This is a genomic window from Bacillus sp. FSL R5-0576 (assembly GCF_038004765.1).
Lineage (GTDB): Bacteria > Bacillota > Bacilli > Bacillales > Bacillaceae > Bacillus > Bacillus subtilis.
In genome coordinates, this window is record NZ_JBBORU010000001.1 from 1,233,485 (window position 1) to 1,248,342 (window position 14,858).

15 protein-coding genes are annotated in these 14,858 nt (G+C 46.6%); 12 read left to right on the plus strand and 3 right to left on the minus strand.

The features are described 5' to 3' along the window. The first annotated feature begins 55 nt into the window (after window positions 1–55). The 9 genes from dppA (at window position 56) to NX903_RS06455 (ending at window position 9,488) form a co-directional block, all read left to right on the plus strand. On the plus strand, window positions 56–880 hold the full coding sequence (gene dppA / locus NX903_RS06415) for a D-aminopeptidase DppA (protein WP_014479576.1): 825 nt from the start codon (window positions 56–58) through the stop codon (window positions 878–880). 16 nt (window positions 881–896) lie between these two features. Continuing rightward, window positions 897–1,823, plus strand: coding sequence for a dipeptide ABC transporter permease DppB (dppB, locus tag NX903_RS06420; RefSeq protein WP_003245446.1), 927 nt, complete (start codon window positions 897–899; stop codon window positions 1,821–1,823). A 5-nt stretch (window positions 1,824–1,828) separates the two neighbouring features. Next, the gene (dppC, locus tag NX903_RS06425; RefSeq protein WP_014476568.1) at window positions 1,829–2,791 is read left to right on the plus strand and encodes a dipeptide ABC transporter permease DppC; all 963 of its coding nucleotides are present in this window, start codon (window positions 1,829–1,831) and stop codon (window positions 2,789–2,791) included. Window positions 2,792–2,795: 4 nt separating this feature from the next. Then, complete coding sequence (dppD, locus tag NX903_RS06430; RefSeq protein ID WP_086343743.1) at window positions 2,796–3,803, plus strand: dipeptide ABC transporter ATP-binding subunit DppD; 1,008 nt, start codon at window positions 2,796–2,798, stop codon at window positions 3,801–3,803. Between the two features lie 2 nt (window positions 3,804–3,805). Then, window positions 3,806–5,455, plus strand: coding sequence for a dipeptide ABC transporter substrate-binding protein DppE (dppE, locus tag NX903_RS06435; protein WP_086344589.1), 1,650 nt, complete (start codon window positions 3,806–3,808; stop codon window positions 5,453–5,455). 87 nt (window positions 5,456–5,542) lie between these two features. Further along, window positions 5,543–6,502, plus strand: a complete 960-nt coding sequence (locus NX903_RS06440) for a S66 peptidase family protein (RefSeq protein ID WP_086343744.1) — start codon at window positions 5,543–5,545, stop codon at window positions 6,500–6,502. Continuing rightward, complete coding sequence (gene ykfB, locus NX903_RS06445; protein WP_086343745.1) at window positions 6,499–7,599, plus strand: L-Ala-D/L-Glu epimerase; 1,101 nt, start codon at window positions 6,499–6,501, stop codon at window positions 7,597–7,599. The genes NX903_RS06440 and ykfB overlap by 4 nt, the downstream gene beginning before the upstream one ends. After that, a complete protein-coding gene (gene eepC, locus NX903_RS06450) occupies window positions 7,596–8,486 on the plus strand; it encodes a gamma-D-glutamyl-L-lysine dipeptidyl-peptidase (protein ID WP_086343746.1) in 891 nt (296 codons plus the stop codon). Before ykfB ends, eepC begins: the two co-directional genes overlap by 4 nt. A gap of 12 nt (window positions 8,487–8,498) precedes the next feature. Beyond that, window positions 8,499–9,488 (plus strand): ABC transporter ATP-binding protein, encoded by a 990-nt coding sequence (locus NX903_RS06455; RefSeq protein WP_086343747.1) that lies wholly within the window; start codon window positions 8,499–8,501, stop codon window positions 9,486–9,488. A gap of 42 nt (window positions 9,489–9,530) precedes the next feature. Here NX903_RS06455 and pgl read toward each other — a convergent pair whose 3' ends face one another. Together pgl and NX903_RS06465 are read right to left on the minus strand one after the other, a co-directional pair. After that, window positions 9,531–10,580 (minus strand): 6-phosphogluconolactonase, encoded by a 1,050-nt coding sequence (gene pgl, locus NX903_RS06460; protein WP_024573560.1) that lies wholly within the window; start codon window positions 10,578–10,580, stop codon window positions 9,531–9,533. Between the two features lie 89 nt (window positions 10,581–10,669). Further along, the gene (locus NX903_RS06465; RefSeq protein WP_086343748.1) at window positions 10,670–11,530 is read right to left on the minus strand and encodes a dimethylarginine dimethylaminohydrolase family protein; all 861 of its coding nucleotides are present in this window, start codon (window positions 11,528–11,530) and stop codon (window positions 10,670–10,672) included. Window positions 11,531–11,689: 159 nt separating this feature from the next. Here NX903_RS06465 and NX903_RS06470 point away from each other — a divergent pair, with 159 nt between their 5' ends. Continuing rightward, entirely contained in the window at window positions 11,690–12,208 is a 519-nt protein-coding gene (locus NX903_RS06470) for an acyl-CoA thioesterase (RefSeq protein WP_003232595.1), read from the plus strand. 225 nt (window positions 12,209–12,433) lie between these two features. Further along, entirely contained in the window at window positions 12,434–13,645 is a 1,212-nt protein-coding gene (hmpA, locus tag NX903_RS06475) for an NO-inducible flavohemoprotein (RefSeq protein WP_326237698.1), read from the plus strand. Between the two features lie 76 nt (window positions 13,646–13,721). On the opposite strand, the gene NX903_RS06480 is transcribed toward hmpA, so the two are convergent. Continuing rightward, window positions 13,722–13,946, minus strand: coding sequence for a hypothetical protein (locus tag NX903_RS06480; RefSeq protein ID WP_017695103.1), 225 nt, complete (start codon window positions 13,944–13,946; stop codon window positions 13,722–13,724). Window positions 13,947–14,094: 148 nt separating this feature from the next. Here NX903_RS06480 and NX903_RS06485 point away from each other — a divergent pair, with 148 nt between their 5' ends. Then, window positions 14,095–14,826: a DUF421 domain-containing protein gene (locus NX903_RS06485; protein ID WP_017695102.1), complete on the plus strand. Its 732-nt coding sequence runs from the start codon at window positions 14,095–14,097 to the stop codon at window positions 14,824–14,826. Window positions 14,827–14,858: the final 32 nt, after the last annotated feature.

Here is a 14,858-nt window from a genome sequence, read left to right on the forward strand (position 1 = left end):
TTTTTTAATATAATCTGTTAGAATATTCATAATTTAGTAAAAAAGGAGGAGCGTTATGAAATTGTACATGTCAGTAGATATGGAAGGTATTTCGGGTCTTCCGGACGATACCTTTGTGGATTCCGGCAAGCGGAATTATGAACGCGGACGGCTTATCATGACTGAAGAAGCAAACTACTGTATTGCTGAAGCGTTTAACAGCGGGTGTACCGAGGTGCTGGTCAATGACAGTCATTCGAAGATGAATAATCTGATGGTTGAAAAGCTTCACCCTGAAGCAGACTTGATTTCTGGTGACGTCAAACCATTTTCAATGGTGGAGGGACTGGATGATACGTTTACAGGCGCTTTGTTTCTCGGTTATCATGCGAGAGCCTCGACTCCTGGTGTCATGTCACACAGCATGATTTTCGGCGTCCGTCATTTTTACATAAACGATCGGCCTGTCGGTGAGCTTGGATTAAATGCATACGTTGCCGGTTATTATGATGTCCCGGTATTAATGGTAGCCGGGGATGACCGGGCGGCGAAGGAAGCAGAAGAGCTTATCCCGAACGTGACGACAGCCGCAGTCAAACAAACCATTTCAAGATCCGCAGTGAAGTGCTTGTCGCCTGCGAAAGCCGGACGGCTGTTGACAGAAAAAACCGCATTTGCCCTGCAAAACAAGGACAAAGTCAAGCCGCTCACACCGCCTGACAGGCCAGTTCTGAGCATTGAATTCGCCAATTATGGCCAAGCAGAATGGGCGAATCTGATGCCGGGAACGGAAATCAAGACGGGAACTACAACCGTTCAATTTCAGGCGAAGGACATGCTTGAAGCCTATCAGGCGATGCTTGTCATGACTGAGCTTGCGATGCGGACATCATTCTGCTAAAGGGGTGTTTTAGGCTTTGGCGCGATACATGATAAAGCGTTTTTGGGCAATGGCAGCTACGATTTTGGTGATTACCACCCTGACTTTTGTTCTCATGAAGGTCATTCCCGGATCTCCTTTTAACGAGGAGAGAGGCACAAATGAAGCCGTTCAAAAAAATCTCGAAGCCTACTATCACTTAGACGATCCTCTCATTTTCCAATACATTTTCTACTTAAAATCCATCATTACATTCGATTTCGGACCTTCAATTAAAAAACCGTCGGACAGCGTAAATGATATGCTGGAACGCGGATTTCCCGTTTCCTTTGAGCTTGGGATGACAGCGATTGTCATTGCTGTGATTTCTGGGCTGGTGCTGGGCGTAATCGCTGCACTCCGCCGCAATGGGTTTTTGGACTACGCCGCGATGAGTCTTGCAGTACTCGGCATCTCCATCCCGAATTTTATTCTGGCAACATTGCTCATTCAGCAATTTGCTGTCAATCTCAAACTATTTCCCGCTGCGACATGGACGAGTCCGATTCATATGGTGCTTCCGACCGCAGCGCTTGCTGTAGGGCCAATGGCGATCATTGCCAGGCTGACACGGTCGAGCATGGTCGAAGTTCTGACACAGGATTATATCCGCACAGCAAAAGCAAAAGGGCTTTCTCCGTTCAAAATTATCGTAAAACACGCACTCAGAAATGCACTCATGCCCGTCATTACCGTCCTGGGCACACTCGTCGCCAGCATCTTAACAGGAAGCTTTGTCATTGAAAAAATCTTTGCCATTCCGGGAATGGGAAAATATTTTGTTGAAAGCATTAATCAGCGGGACTACCCCGTGATTATGGGAACGACCGTTTTTTACAGCGTCATTCTGATTATCATGCTGTTTTTGGTCGATTTGGCCTACGGTCTCTTAGACCCGCGCATTAAACTGCATAAGAAAGGGTGAAGCGTGTGAATCTCCCTGTACAAACGGATGAACGCCAGCCAGAACAGCACAATCAGGTGCCTGATGAGTGGTTTGTCTCGAATCAGGAAAAAAATCGGGAAGCCGATTCGGTCAAGCGGCCGAGTTTGTCATACACGCAGGATGCCTGGAGGAGGCTGAAAAAAAATAAATTAGCGATGGCCGGACTCTTTATTCTTTTATTTCTTTTTGTCATGGCAGTTATCGGGCCCTTTTTATCGCCCCATAGTGTCGTACGCCAATCGCTGACAGAACAAAATCTTCCGCCCTCAGCCGATCATTGGTTCGGCACCGATGAACTCGGCCGGGATGTGTTTACCCGAACATGGTATGGCGCGAGAATCTCGTTGTTTGTCGGCGTGATGGCAGCACTGATTGATTTTTTGATCGGTGTCATTTACGGAGGCGTTGCCGGCTATAAAGGCGGCAGGATTGACAGCATTATGATGCGGATTATCGAAGTGCTGTACGGGCTGCCGTACCTGCTTGTTGTCATTTTGCTGATGGTGCTCATGGGGCCGGGACTGGGCACTATTATTGTGGCGCTTACTGTGACCGGGTGGGTCGGCATGGCGAGAATTGTAAGAGGCCAGGTGCTTCAGATTAAAAATTATGAATATGTACTCGCCTCGAAAACCTTTGGCGCGAAAACCTTTCGCATCATCCGGAAGAATTTGCTGCCGAATACTATGGGAGCGATCATCGTACAAATGACATTAACCGTACCTGCCGCCATATTCGCAGAATCATTTTTAAGCTTTCTCGGCCTCGGCATACAGGCTCCGTTTGCAAGTTGGGGCGTGATGGCGAATGACGGCCTGCCTACGATTTTATCTGGGCATTGGTGGCGCCTGTTTTTTCCGGCCTTTTTCATATCTCTGACGATGTACGCGTTTAATGTGCTGGGGGACGGATTGCAGGATGCGCTTGACCCTAAGCTGAGGAGGTAGCTGTATGAAAAAAGTTCTGTCAGTCCAAAATCTGCACGTGTCTTTTACGACTTACGGCGGGACGGTTCAGGCGGTCAGAGGGGTGAGCTTTGATTTGTATAAAGGAGAAACCTTTGCGATCGTCGGCGAATCCGGCTGCGGCAAAAGCGTTACCTCCCAAAGCATCATGGGCCTGCTTCCGCCTTATTCGGCGAAGGTGACAGACGGCAGCATTCTATTTAAAAACAAAGACCTTTGCCGTCTCTCTGACAAAGAAATGAGAGGTATAAGGGGAGCCGACATTTCTATGATTTTTCAAGACCCGATGACGGCGTTAAACCCTACGCTGACTGTCGGCGACCAGCTGGGGGAAGCGCTATTGCGCCACAAAAAAATGAGCAAAAAAGCGGCACGGAAAGAGGTGCTTTCCATGCTGTCATTGGTTGGTATTCCAGATCCCGAAGAGCGCCTAAAGCAATATCCCCACCAATTCAGCGGCGGTATGAGACAGCGGATTGTCATTGCGATGGCGCTGATTTGCGAGCCTGATATCTTAATTGCGGATGAACCGACCACCGCCCTGGATGTAACCATTCAGGCACAGATTTTAGAGCTGTTTAAAGAGATTCAGAGAAAAACGAATGTGTCTGTCATTCTGATTACGCACGATTTAGGGGTTGTTGCCCAGGTAGCTGACAGAGTCGCAGTCATGTATGCCGGGAAAATGGCGGAAATCGGCACAAGAAAAGATATTTTTTATCAGCCGCAGCACCCATATACAAAAGGCCTGCTGGGCTCTGTCCCGCGGCTGGATTTAGATGGCGCTGAGCTGACCCCGATTGACGGAACGCCGCCGGATTTATTTTCGCCTCCGCCGGGCTGCCCGTTTGCCGCTCGGTGTCCGAACAGGATGGTTGTGTGTGACAGGGTGTACCCGGGCCAGACGATCAGATCTGACTCGCACACCGTCAACTGCTGGCTGCAGGATCAACGAGCAGAGCATGCGGTGCTGTCAGGAGATGCGAAGGATTGAACATGAAAAGGGGGAAGAGGATGAAACGAGTGAAAAAGCTATGGGGCATGGGTCTTGCATTAGGACTTTCGTTTGCGCTGATGGGGTGCACAGCTAATGAACAGGCCGGAAAAGAAGGCAGTCATGATAAGGCAAAAACCAGCGGAGAAAAGGTGCTGTATGTAAATAATGAAAATGAACCGACTTCATTCGATCCGCCGATCGGCTTTAATAATGTGTCATGGCAGCCGTTAAATAACATCATGGAGGGGCTGACGCGTCTTGGCAAAGATCATGAGCCCGAGCCGGCAATGGCGGAGAAATGGTCTATTTCGAAAGATAATAAAACTTACACATTTACGATTCGGGAAAATGCGAAATGGACAAACGGAGATCCTGTAACAGCCGGAGACTTCGAATACGCGTGGAAGCGGATGCTTGATCCGAAAAAAGGCGCTTCATCGGCATTCCTAGGTTATTTTATTGAAGGCGGCGAAGCATATAACAGCGGGAAAGGGAAAAAAGACGATGTGAAGGTGACGGCAAAGGATGATCGAACCCTTGAAGTTACACTGGAAGCACCGCAAAAATATTTCCTGAGCGTTGTGTCCAATCCCGCGTATTTTCCGGTAAATGAAAAGGTCGATAAAGACAATCCAAAGTGGTTTGCTGAGGCAGATACATTTGTCGGAAACGGCCCGTTTAAGCTGACGGAATGGAAGCATGATGACAGCATCACAATGGAGAAAAGCGACACGTATTGGGATAAAGATACAGTGAAGCTTGATAAGGTGAAATGGGCGATGGTCAGTGACAGAAATACAGATTACCAGATGTTTCAATCAGGGGAACTTGATACCGCTTATGTCCCTGCTGAGCTGAGTGATCAGCTGCTTGATCAGGATAACGTCAATATTGTTGACCAGGCGGGTCTCTATTTCTATCGATTTAATGTCACCATGAAGCCGTTTCAAAATGAAAACATCAGAAAAGCCTTTGCGATGGCTGTGGATCAAGAGGAAATTGTAAAGTACGTCACGAAAAATAATGAAAAACCGGCGCGCGCCTTTGTATCGCCTGGATTTACACAGCCTGACGGCAAAGATTTCCGTGAAGCAGGCGGAGACCTGATCAAGCCTAACGAAAGCAAAGCGAAGCAGCTGCTCGAAAAGGGCATGAAGGAAGAAAACTATAATAAGCTTCCTGCGATCACGCTTACTTACAGCACAAAGCCGGAGCATAAAAAGATTGCCGAAGCTATTCAGCAAAAATTGAAAAATAGCCTTGGAGTCGATGTGAAGCTGGCCAATATGGAATGGAACGTATTTTTAGAGGATCAAAAAGCGCTGAAATTCCAATTCTCTCAAAGCTCATTTTTGCCTGATTATGCGGACCCTATCAGTTTTCTGGAAGCCTTCCAAGCGGGAAATTCGATGAACCGCACAGGCTGGGCCAATAAAGAATACGATCAGCTGATCAAAAAGGCAAAAAATGAAGCCGATGAAAAAACACGGTTCTCTCTTATGCATCAAGCTGAAAAGCTACTCATCGATGAAGCGCCGATCATTCCGGTTTATTTTTATAATCAGGTTCACCTGCAAAATGAACAAGTGAAGGGAATTGTCCGTCACCCTGTCGGCTATATCGATTTAAAATGGGCAGATAAAAACTGATGGAGGTGATTGAGGAAATACTGCTTCTTTATGCGAAGGAGCGGTATTTTTTCTCTTTCTTGCACGTATACGTAGGGTGCAGAGCAAATGAAAGGAGTGTTTTCGTTGAATTACAAGCCGAAAGCGCTGAAAAAGGGTGATACAGTCGGAGTGATCGCGCCTGCAAGTCCGCCGGATCCAAAAAAGCTTGACACCGCGCTTTTATTTTTAGAAGAGCTCGGTCTTCAGGTTAAGTTGGGCAAGGCACTGAAAAACCAGCACGGCTATTTAGCGGGACAGGATGATGAGCGGCTGGCGGATCTCCATGAGATGTTCAGAGACGATGAGGTAAAAGCAGTGTTGTGCGCATGCGGGGGTTTTGGGACAGGACGTATCGCCGCGGGCATTGATTTCAGCTTGATCCGCAAACACCCTAAAATCTTTTGGGGATACAGCGATATTACGTTTTTACATACTGCCATTCATCAAAACACAGGTCTTGTCACTTTCCATGGCCCGATGCTCAGCACGGATATTGGCCTTGACGACGTTCACCCGCTGACAAAAGCGTCATATAAGCAGCTCTTCCAGGAGACGGAATTCACCTATGCAGAAGAGCTTTCTCCGCTGACCGAGCTTGTTCCTGGAAAAGCGGAAGGCGAGCTTGTCGGGGGAAATCTGTCTTTGCTGACGTCTACACTGGGCACGCCATTTGAAATTGATACGAGAGGAAAGCTTTTGTTTATTGAAGATATTGACGAGGAGCCTTATCAAATCGACCGAATGCTGAATCAGTTGAAAATGGCGGGGAAGCTGACGGACGCGGCCGGAATTCTAGTTTGTGATTTTCACAATTGTATCCCGGTGAAGCGAGAGAAGTCTCTCTCGCTTGAGCAGGTGCTGGAAGACTATATTATTTCTGCGGGCAGGCCTGCTCTGAGAGGATTTAAAATCGGCCACTGCTCGCCAAGTATTGCCGTTCCGATCGGTGCGAAAGCTGCTATGAATACAGCAGAAAAAACAGTCGTAATAGAGGCGGGCGTTTCAGAAGGGGCGCTGAAGACATGAAAATCATTCGAATCGAAACAAGCCGAATCGCCGTTCCGCTGACAAAGCCATTTAAAACCGCGCTTCGCACTGTGTATACGGCTGAATCAGTCATAGTAAGGATTACTTATGACAGCGGTGCAGTCGGATGGGGAGAGGCACCCCCGACGTTAGTGATTACAGGAGACAGCATGGATAGCATTGAAAGTGCCATTCACAATGTTTTGAAACCGGCATTGCTTGGAAAAAGCCTGTCCGGCTGTGAGGCCGTTCTGCACGACATCCAGCATCTTCTTACAGGAAATATGAGCGCGAAGGCTGCTGTAGAAATGGCGCTATACGACGGCTGGGCGCAGATGTGCGGGCTGCCGCTTTATCAAATGCTTGGCGGATATCGAGATACGCTGGAAACAGATTATACCGTCAGTGTCAACTCACCTGAAGAGATGGCAGCTGATGCCGAGAATTATCTCAAACAAGGCTTTCAAACGCTGAAAATAAAGGTCGGAAAAGATGATATTGCAACAGATATCGCCCGTATCCAGGAAATCAGAAAACGTGTCGGATCAGCTGTGAAACTGCGTTTAGACGCTAATCAGGGGTGGAGGCCGAAGGAAGCGGTAACTGCCATTCGGAAAATGGAGGATGCGGGTCTAGGCATTGAGCTTGTCGAGCAGCCTGTCCATAAAGATGATCTCGCTGGGCTTAAAAAGGTGACAGATGCAACAGATACGCCGATTATGGCTGATGAAAGTGTTTTTACACCGCGGCAGGCGTTCGAAGTTCTGCAAACCCGGAGCGCAGACTTGATCAATATTAAATTGATGAAAGCGGGCGGCATCAGCGGAGCAGAGAAAATTAATGCCATGGCGGAAGCCTGCGGGGTGGAGTGTATGGTCGGCAGCATGATCGAAACGAAGCTGGGCATTACGGCCGCGGCGCATTTTGCGGCAAGCAAGAGAAACATCACGCGCTTTGATTTTGACGCGCCGCTGATGCTGAAAACAGATGTATTCAAAGGCGGCATAACATATCGCGGCAGCACGATTTCGATGCCTGGCAAACCGGGCCTCGGAATCATCGGGGCTGCGCTTTTGAAAGGGGAAAAAGAGCAATGATGCACACTGTCATATCAGCAGTGGCCAACATCTGGACAGCGCCTGATTCACCTCGTCCGTCTGATCAATTCATGCTTCAACCGACTGTAATGATCAGAGACTGGCTCGAGCGCATGACGTATGATGAACGGCTTGGATTATGTACAGACAATGTAATCCAAACTCAGGTTCTCTTTGGCGAAAAGGTACTTGTGACGGCGGAACAGGGGGAATGGGTTTCTGTGATCGTGCCTAGCCAGCCATCCCGAAAGGATCCGCGCGGATACCCGGGCTGGATGAAAAAGTACCAGCTGGAAAAAACAAAGCCCATCCATACACAACACGATGTGATGATCAGCAAACCTGCTGCCTTTTTGTACAGAAGCAATGGGGAAAAGGAGATCGAATTAAGCTTTTTGACGGTTCTCCACCTCATTGCAAAAGAAAACGGATATTTTAAGGTTTCGACCGTTTTTGGGGAAAGGTTTGTGAGGCAAAGTGATGCAGTGCCTGTCAGCCAACAGAAAGGGACTGCTGAAGACATCATTCAAACGGGTGCGTTTTTTCTTGGCCTTCCCTACCTGTGGGGAGGGATCAGCGGGTTTGGGTTTGATTGCTCCGGGTTTATGTACAGTATATTTAAGGCCAATGGATACCGCATCCCCCGTGATGCGGGAGATCAGGCTAAGGCGGGGAAGGATGTCCCGCTTGATGATATGAAGGCTGGTGACCTGCTGTTTTTTGCTTATGAGGAAGGAAAAGGAGCGATTCATCACGTCGGTCTCTCTGTTGGCGGCGGGAAAATGCTTCATTCTCCAAAGACGGGAAAATCAATCGAAATCCTTACATTAAAAGAAACAATCTATGAAAAAGAACTTTGTGCGGTGCGCCGCTGTTTTTCAGAATAAGGAGGGAGACAAATGACGCCACTGCCTTTGTTAGAGGTCAGCAAGCTAAAAATGCATTTTGACGCAGGGAAAAAGCGGACAGTCAAAGCCGTCGACGGGGTTACCTTTCAGATTCGTGAAGGAGAAACGTTCGGGCTAGTCGGGGAATCAGGGTGCGGGAAATCAACCTTGGGGAGAGTGCTGATGCGCCTCTATCAGCCTACAGAAGGAAGTGTGGTATACCGCGGCACAAATCTTCATGTACTAAGTGAAAAAGAGCAGTTTGCCTTCAACCGCAAACTGCAGATGATTTTTCAGGACCCCTATGCTTCATTGAACCCGCGCATGACCGTTCGAGAAATTATTTTGGAGCCGATGGAGATTCACAATCTCTACAATACCCATAAAGCGCGGCTTCTCGTCGTGGACGAGCTCCTTGAGGCAGTTGGGCTTCACTCCGATTTTGGCAGCCGTTATCCGCATGAATTCAGCGGCGGGCAAAGACAGAGAATCGGGATTGCGAGAGCACTGTCGCTGAATCCTGAATTTATCGTGGCGGACGAACCGATTTCTGCTCTTGATGTCTCGGTTCAAGCGCAGGTGGTCAATCTGCTGAAGCGGCTTCAAAAAGAAAAAGGGCTCACATTTTTATTTATTGCCCACGATCTTTCGATGGTGAAGCATATCAGTGACAGGATCGGTGTCATGTACTTAGGGCACATGATGGAAATTACAGAGAGCGGCACTTTGTATCGTGAGCCGCTACATCCCTATACAAAGGCGCTTTTATCCTCGATTCCGATTCCGGATCCCGAATTGGAGGACAAGCGTGAGCGTATTCTCTTGAAAGGGGAGCTGCCGAGCCCAGTCAATCCGCCGAGCGGCTGCGTGTTTCGGACCCGTTGCCCGGAGGCGATGCCTGAATGCGGGGAATCCCGTCCCCAGCTTCAAGAAATCGAACCCGGCCGCTTTGTCGCTTGCCATTTGTATCGAACTGCTGAAACGAAGGAAAAAGTGAGATAAATAAAAAGAGTGGCTCCTTTTTACTAGAGCCACTCCATTTGATTATACTTGATGTAAAAACTTTACACAAACCGGGTAAGGGACAGAAACCGTTGATGGGAGGAGTGTCAATCGGCCGGTTTCTTTGTCTCTTTCAAACAAGACAAGGTTGCCTGTTTCTTCATTTGAAGCAACGAGGAACCCTTCCGTTGGGTCAAATACAAAGTCACGAGGCCAGTTTCCTTCTGTCGACACTCTTTCTACGAAGGCCAGCTCTCCTGAATATTGATTCACTTCAAATACGGCGATACTGTCATGGCCGCGGTTTGCGACATAAACAAAACGTCCGTCCTGCGTGACATGAATTGCGCTTCCCTGGCTGTTATCTGTAAAATCATCAGGGATGGCAGAAACGACTTGGATTTCTCTAAATTCGCCGGCTGTCGGGTTGTATTCAAGCGCAATCACTTCATTGCTTAATTCTGTCATGACATAAGCGTATTTTTCTTTCGGATGAAAAGCGATATGGCGAGGTCCTGCACCGGGAGCGAAGGAATGGCTTCCGGATTCAGTCAATACGCCGTCTTTCATCTTATAGGTGTACAGCTTATCTATACCTAAATCAACCGCTACCACATAATTGTGTTCAGGTGTGAACCCCGCGTAGTGTGTATGCGGTTTTTCTTGTCTTTCGTGCGGCCCTCTTCCTGTGTGAGCGGCCTCTGAAACAGGTGATTGCAAACTGCCGTCTTCCTGAACCGGAAAAACGTGTACCTTCCCGCTGTGATAATTGGCAGTCAGTACGAATTGATTTTGATCATCAACGCTTACGTGGCATGGCGAAGGGCCATCAATTAACTGATGATTCAGAAATGTCAATTCGCCGCTGTTTTTATCGATTTGATAGGCAGCAACTCCGCCTTGGCCGTCTGCTTTTTCGATGGAGTAAAGGATGGTGTTGTTTTTATTCGGCGCCACATATGTCGGGTTGCCCAGCTTAGCGGCCAGCTTTGGCTCGCTCAATGCTTTTTTCTCAGTATCAAGCTCAAATGAATAAATTCCTTCGCTTCCGCCTTTTGTATATGTTCCCACATATCCTATGTATTTTGTCATGCGATTTCCCCCTTAAAAATGATGTCACCTCTATATTAACGTATCTTGCTAAAATAAGCTGTTCAAAACATGAAAAAGGGGAAGATTCTTCAATCGCCTCGAATCAGCGGCATTGTGCAGCACCTGAAGGAGCCGCCCGATTTAATAATTTCTGACAGGTCAATTTCGATAATGTGATAGCCTCTTTTCGATAGCTGTTGATTGACATGGCGGTTGCCAGGGAGACTGATGATCGTTTTTTTTTCGATTGAAAGGACGTTGGTGCCAAGCGTAAATTGTTCGTCCTCGGGCACCTCAATAAGATCATAACGTTTTGCCAGCATATCGGCTGCCTTTGGCTCAATGGCTTGTGGATAAATTAACGCTTCGCTTTCAGATACAATGTTAAATACGCAGTCCAAATGCAAAAATTTTTCATGCAGCTTCACTGGAACGATCGTGTATTCAGGAAGTGCCTCTTCCAGCTGGCCGATAGCTGAAATGTCGGTGCGCTGGCTGATTCCGACATAGACAATGTCATCATCGATAATGACGTCTCCGCCTTCAATACTCGTATCAAGCATGCGGGTGTAAGAGATACCTTGGCTGTGAAAAAAATCTTTTATAACGGCTTCTTCTCCTTGGCGAATCGGTTCAGTCATGCTCGACAGAAAGGCTTTTTCTCCGATGACAAACCCTATATCCCTAGTAAAAACCTGTTCTGGGAGTCCGTCGCGAACGGGCAAAAGGACGACCTCAACGTTGTGTGACCTAAGTGCCTCCACTAAACGGCTGTGCTGGTCGTTGGCGGTTTTTACATGAATATTGTCATCTTCAAAATGTTTTTGTGTTTCGTTTATAACATCTTTTATGGTCATGTGCTCAGGTTTGCATAAGATCACTTTCTGAAGTGTGCCGTATTCCGTTCGGCATACTGTTTTGTGCTGAGTTTTCGGGATGGATACGTCCATTTGTTTTTCCTCCTAAAGTGTGAAGAATACATTTATTATTCCCTCATCATGAAAATCATTAAACCATTTTAAATTTTAGACAAATGGAAGAGAATATTGTTTAATAGGAGAATATAAGTGCATTTAGCTAAAAGATCAGACATCAAAGGGGAGAAAGGTATGGAAACACCGGAAACAAGATTTTGTAAAGAGTCAAAGGTTGTAAAAACCAGCAGGGTGTTCCCGCTTGACACGAACAACCATAATACGCTGTTTGGCGGAAAATTAATGAGCTACATCGATGACATTGCCTCTATTTCCGCGGCGCGCCATTGCAGACGTGAAACCGTAACGGCTTCAATGGATTCTGTAGATTTTTTAAAGCCGATCGGGCAAAAGGATTCTGTCTGCCTAGAGTCATATGTGACATGGGTCGGCACATCTTCTATGGAAGTATTTGTGAAAGTCATTAAGGAGCATTTGATGACTGGCGAACGGGAACTCGCTGCCACATCCTTTTTGACATTTGTCGCATTAGATTCAAATGGCAAGCCGGTGCCTGTGCCGAGAGTTGTACCGGAAACAGAAGAAGAAATCATGCTTCATAATACAGCAGTACAGCGCGCTAATGAACGAAAGAACCGCAAGAAACACAGCCAGGCGCTTGCAAATGCGCTCGGAACTGATAAACCTTGGTGACGTTAAACCCAAAACATAAGTTGTTTTGGGTTTTTTTGTACTTTTCAATGGTGATTATTACAATGGTTAGTCCGTTTTTGCTAGGGGATTCTATAAAAAAGTAACAAATGTCATGTTAAATTGATAATTTTGTGACAACTTTATTAAAGATTCATTTTAGATATATCTTTTATTCCTAAGATCATGTATTTTAAAGATATATTCTAAATACATCTTTTCGAAAGGATTGTTTATACAATGTTAGATAACAAAACAATCGAAATTATTAAAAGCACTGTACCCGTATTGCAACAGCATGGAGAAACAATCACTGGCCGTTTTTACGATCGGATGTTTCAAGACCATCCAGAGCTTTTGAACATTTTTAATCAAACAAACCAAAAGAAAAAAACACAGCGAACTGCACTGGCAAATGCCGTTATTGCAGCTGCGGCAAACATTGACCAATTAGGAAACATCATTCCGGTTGTCAAACAAATCGGCCACAAGCACCGCAGTATCGGAATTAAGCCTGAGCACTACCCAATCGTCGGTAAATATTTACTGATTGCGATTAAAGATGTATTGGGAGACGCTGCAACCCCTGACATTATGCAGGCATGGGAAAAAGCGTATGGAGTCATTGCTGACGCGTTCATCGGAATTGAAAAAGACATGTATGAACAGGCTGAAGAGCAAGCCGGCGGCTGGAAAGAGTATAAGCCATTCGTAATCGCAAAAAAAGAGCGGGAAAGCAAAGAAATTACATCCTTCTATTTGAAAACGGAAGACGGCAAGCCGTTACCTGAATTCCAAGCAGGGCAATATATCAGCATCAAAGTGCGGATTCCTGATTCTGAATATACGCATATCCGCCAGTACAGCCTGTCTGATATGCCGGGAAAAGACTATTATCGAATTTCCGTGAAGAAGGATGGTGTCGTGTCTTCCTACTTACACGATGGGCTGCAGGAGGGAGATTCAATAGAGATCAGCGCACCGGCAGGGGACTTTATTTTAGATCCTGCATCACAAAAAGATCTCGTTTTGATCAGTGCCGGAGTTGGCATTACACCAATGATCAGCATGCTGAAAACATCTGTTTCCAAACAGCCTGAACGGCAAATTCTGTTCATTCATGCGGCGAAAAACAGTGAATATCATGCATTGCGCCATGAGGTAGAAGAAGCAGCAAAACATTCTGCTGTTAAAACAGCATTTGTGTATCGCGAGCCGACAGAGGAAGACCGTGCAGGTGATCTGCATTTTCATGAAGGACAGATTGATCAGCAATTCCTCAAAGAACTGATTGCCAACACAGATGCGGATTACTATATTTGCGGTTCACCGTCGTTTATTACGGCAATGCATAAGCTTGTATCAGAGCTCGGATCAGCGCCGGAGTCTATCCATTACGAGCTATTCGGTCCGCAATTAAGTTTGGCGCAGTCCGTTTGAACACATACATGAAACTCTTCTCCTTTCAGAGAAGAGTTTTTTATTGAGATATAAGTAGGTAGACAAACGCCGGTTTCTACATCCGGACAATCACAGACCCGCCGCCATTTGTGCATACACGGTTTTGCTGTTCTTGCATTGTTCTCAGCAATTCATTGTTTACCTCAATCGCTCTAATTAGTTGCTCCATCCTTAGCTCCAAACCGGCCAGCCTGTCGATTGTTTGCTGCTGGTAGCCCGTGGGTTGGGAAGCCAATGGCAGCTCAAAGGGCCAAAGGGTATTCGACTTCTGATTTTTCATATTGCGTATTGCGCCTCCAATCGGTGTCACTTTCTATTATGTTATGTTCAGGCGAGGTGCACGTTCGCCTATTTAGACACTGATGCATAGAGGGCCTGCCAAGGGGCACAATAGGCTCAATATGACCAGCGGATGGAGGTAAAGATCGGTGTTATGGATGATATGGGTATTTTTACTGAAGCCAGTTATCGTATTTTCGATTGCATATATTTTATTTCGGCTTGCCGGTAAAAAAGCTGTGTCACAAATGAACAATTTTGATCTGCTTTTGACCTTCGCAATCGGAACCATTATCAGTGAGCCGATCCTTACATCCAAGCTGCCGATGTCAATTTATTATGCGGGTGCTTTTTTGGTGCTTTATCTTATCATGAGCAAGCTCTCTTTATCTAATAAATGGCGATGGCTCCTAGTCGTGAGCCCGACTGTCCTTATCCGGAACGGGGATATTGATGAACGCGGCCTTCGTAAAGAAAGGCTGACTGTTAATGAACTGCTCGGAAAGCTGAGGGAAAAGGGCTATGCCGACCCGGCTGACATTGATCTTGCTATCATTGAAGAAACGGGAGAAGTAAGCGTCATCCCGAAAGAGGAAGCGAGAGCGGTACAGGTGCGGGATTTGAATATGGAAGCTGAACGGAATTTTATCCCGATTCCGCTCATACTGGATGGCGAAATCCTTGATCATAATTTGAAATATCTCCAAAAAAACCGATCCTGGCTGTTTGAGAAGCTTGAGGAAAAAGGGTACAGCCCCAAACTGCTGTCTTCGATCACCTTAGGCACGATGAATGCGCGAGGTGATATATCCCTTGATTTAAATACCTCTAATGACCCGCAGCATGATCCTTACTTATATAAACCGGGAAATAACAATTAAGATGGCTCTCTCTTGTAATGAGAGCTTTTTTC

Bases quoted from the DNA above. Each gene is read 5' to 3' on its own strand.
- dppA (WP_014479576.1), top strand. From the start codon at position 56: ATGAAATTGTACATGTCAGTAGATATGGAAGGTATTTCGGGTCTTCCG.
- dppD (WP_086343743.1), top strand. From the start codon at position 2,796: ATGAAAAAAGTTCTGTCAGTCCAAAATCTGCACGTGTCTTTTACGACT.
- dppE (WP_086344589.1), top strand. From the start codon at position 3,806: ATGAAAAGGGGGAAGAGGATGAAACGAGTGAAAAAGCTATGGGGCATG.
- NX903_RS06440 (WP_086343744.1), top strand. From the start codon at position 5,543: ATGAAAGGAGTGTTTTCGTTGAATTACAAGCCGAAAGCGCTGAAAAAG.
- ykfB (WP_086343745.1), top strand. From the start codon at position 6,499: ATGAAAATCATTCGAATCGAAACAAGCCGAATCGCCGTTCCGCTGACA.
- eepC (WP_086343746.1), top strand. From the start codon at position 7,596: ATGATGCACACTGTCATATCAGCAGTGGCCAACATCTGGACAGCGCCT.
- NX903_RS06455 (WP_086343747.1), top strand. From the start codon at position 8,499: ATGACGCCACTGCCTTTGTTAGAGGTCAGCAAGCTAAAAATGCATTTT.
- pgl (WP_024573560.1), bottom strand. From the start codon at position 10,580: ATGACAAAATACATAGGATATGTGGGAACATATACAAAAGGCGGAAGC.
- NX903_RS06465 (WP_086343748.1), bottom strand. From the start codon at position 11,530: ATGGACGTATCCATCCCGAAAACTCAGCACAAAACAGTATGCCGAACG.
- NX903_RS06470 (WP_003232595.1), top strand. From the start codon at position 11,690: ATGGAAACACCGGAAACAAGATTTTGTAAAGAGTCAAAGGTTGTAAAA.
- NX903_RS06480 (WP_017695103.1), bottom strand. From the start codon at position 13,946: ATGAAAAATCAGAAGTCGAATACCCTTTGGCCCTTTGAGCTGCCATTG.